General features: G+C 72.0%; 1 protein-coding gene. It reads left to right on the top strand.

Going from position 1 to position 2,492, the window contains the following annotated elements; all coding sequences use genetic code 11:
- The first annotated feature begins 424 nt into the window (after window positions 1-424).
- A complete protein-coding gene (gene pknB, locus ACZ4XD_RS18795; RefSeq protein WP_468043417.1) occupies window positions 425-2,404 on the top strand; it encodes a Stk1 family PASTA domain-containing Ser/Thr kinase in 1,980 nt (659 codons plus the stop codon).
- Window positions 2,405-2,492: the final 88 nt, after the last annotated feature.

Here is a 2,492-nt window from a genome sequence, read left to right on the forward strand (position 1 = left end):
GAGACCCCCCAATGGGGGAGTGGGGGTTGTGGGTGGGGGGGGTACGGGCCTTTGGGGGTGGTTTTTGTGTCTTCTTCCTCTCCCCCCCCCCCCCCCCCCCCCCTCCGGCCCGTCCCCTCCCGTTGGGGGAATGAGTGACGGTGAGTGGGGGCGGGCGTGGTGGCTGATTTCACCGATGCACAAGGCGCACCGGACCACTACGGCCACCCCCACCGGCCTTCTTCCCACCCTCCAACGGGAGGGGACGGGCCGGAGTGGGTGGGTGTCCGGACGTAAAGCGAAGCAGTCCGGACACCCACCCGCGGAGGCCCGTCACCGCACCCAACAGCCCCGCGCAGCGGACCCGCCCGCCGCAGGCGCAACGGCGAGCAACACCCACGGCGGGACGGCGACCACGTGGGAATAGGCCATACACTCGTTTGCCGTGGATACGACCCTTCAGGACCCCCTAGTGGGTCAGCTGCTCGACGGCCGCTACCGCGTCCAGGCGCGCATCGCCGCAGGCGGTATGGCTACGGTCTACCAAGCCATGGACACCCGGCTGGACCGTCTGCTCGCGCTGAAGGTGATGCACCCGACGCTGGCGACGGACGAGGCGTTCGTCGACCGCTTCATCCGCGAGGCGAAGTCCGTGGCGCGGCTGTCGCATCCGAATGTGGTGGGCGTCTTCGATCAGGGCACGGACGGGACGTACGTCTATCTGGCGATGGAGTACGTCGCCGGCTGCACGCTGCGCGATGTGCTGCGCGAGCGGGGCGCTCTCCAGCCGCGGGCCGCGCTGGACGTCCTGGAGCCGATCCTGGCCGCTCTGGGGGCGGCGCACCGGGCCGGTCTGGTGCACCGCGACATGAAGCCGGAGAACGTCCTGATCGGCGATGACGGCCGGGTGAAGGTCGCCGACTTCGGTCTGGTGCGGGCGGTGGACACCCACACCACCGCCTCGACGGGCTCGGTGCTGGGCACCGTCTCGTATCTCGCCCCGGAGCAGATGGAGCACGGCACCGCGGACGCCCGGGTCGATGTCTACGCCTGTGGTGTGGTGCTCTACGAGATGCTGACCGGCGGCAAGCCGCACAACGGCGGCTCCGTGGCGCAGATCCTCTATCAGCATCTGCATGAGGACGTGCTGCCGCCGTCGGGCCTGGTGCCGGGGCTCGCGCCGCAGCTGGACGAGCTGGTCGCGCTGGCCTGCGCCCGTGACCCGCAGCAGCGCCCGCAGGACGCGGTGGCGCTGCTGTACCGGGCGCAGGAGGCTCGTGCGCAGCTGACGGACGCCCAGCTGGATGTCGTTCCGCCGCAGGCCAACGAGGTGCCCGCGGGCGGCCTCGGCGCCGGGGCGGGCGACGGCTCGGAGCGTACGGATGTGATACCCCGCCCCGAGGGCGTACAGCCGCCGCTGCCGGGGACGGACGAGGCGGAGCTGAACCGCACCAGCCGGCTGGAGGTGCCGCCGTCGGAGCAGACGACCCGGCTGCGTCCGGCGCCGGCGCCCGAGGCGCCCCGTGGCGGGCTGCTCCAGCGGCGCAAGCTCGCCACGGTCATCGCGGCGGTGCTGCTGCTCCTGGGGGTCGGCACGGGCGTCTGGTACATCAACTTCGGCCAGTTCACCACCGTCCCGGCGGTGCTGGACATGCCGCAGGCCAAGGCGGAGCGGACGCTGCGGGACGAGGGGCTGGGCGTGAAGGTGGTGCGCGGCTTCAGCTCGAACGTGGACCGCGGCCATGTGATGAAGACGGACCCGGCCACCGGCAAGCAGATCCGGGGAACGGGCACGGTCACGATCACCGTCTCCCGGGGCCCGAACATCGTCGCCGTCCCGGATCTGTCCGGCACCCCGGTCGCGGACGCCAAGCGCAAGCTGCGCGACCTCGGGCTGAAGCCGGGCACCGAGCGGCATGAATTCAGCGACGAGGTGGCCAGGGGCTCGGTGATCGGTACGGACCCGGCCGCGGGCAGCAAGCGGCATCCCGATACGGCGGTGGGGCTGACCATCAGCCGGGGCGCCGAGGTCCAGGTGCCCGGCGTGCTCGGCAGCGAGCGGGCGGACGCCGCCGAGACGCTGCGGGCCGCGGGCCTGCGGGTGCGCTTCGCCGACGAGCCGGTCTTCTCGACCCAGGACAAGGGCACCGTCGCCCGGCAGACACCGGCCGAGGGCAAGAAGCTGGGCAAGGGCGACACGGTCACCCTCACGCTCTCCAAGGGCCCGGAGATGGTCCCGGTGCCGGATGTCACCGGCAAGAACGAAGAGGACGCCAAGAAGCAGCTGACGGATCTCGGCTTCCAGGTCGAGGTGGACAAGCCGTTCCTGTTCCCGCAGGACGAGGTCGACTCGCAGTCCGTGGAGGCCGGCAAGAAGGCGCCGAAGGGCGGCACGATCACCATCAAGATGAAGGGCGCGCTGTAGCCGGTGCGGGGGGGGGGGGGGGGGGGGGGGGGGGCCCCCCCCCCCCCCCCCCCCTGGGGGGGGGGGGTCCCCCCCCCCCAAAAACGCA

The sequence above is a fragment of the Streptomyces sp. NPDC029466 genome, from assembly GCF_055574515.1.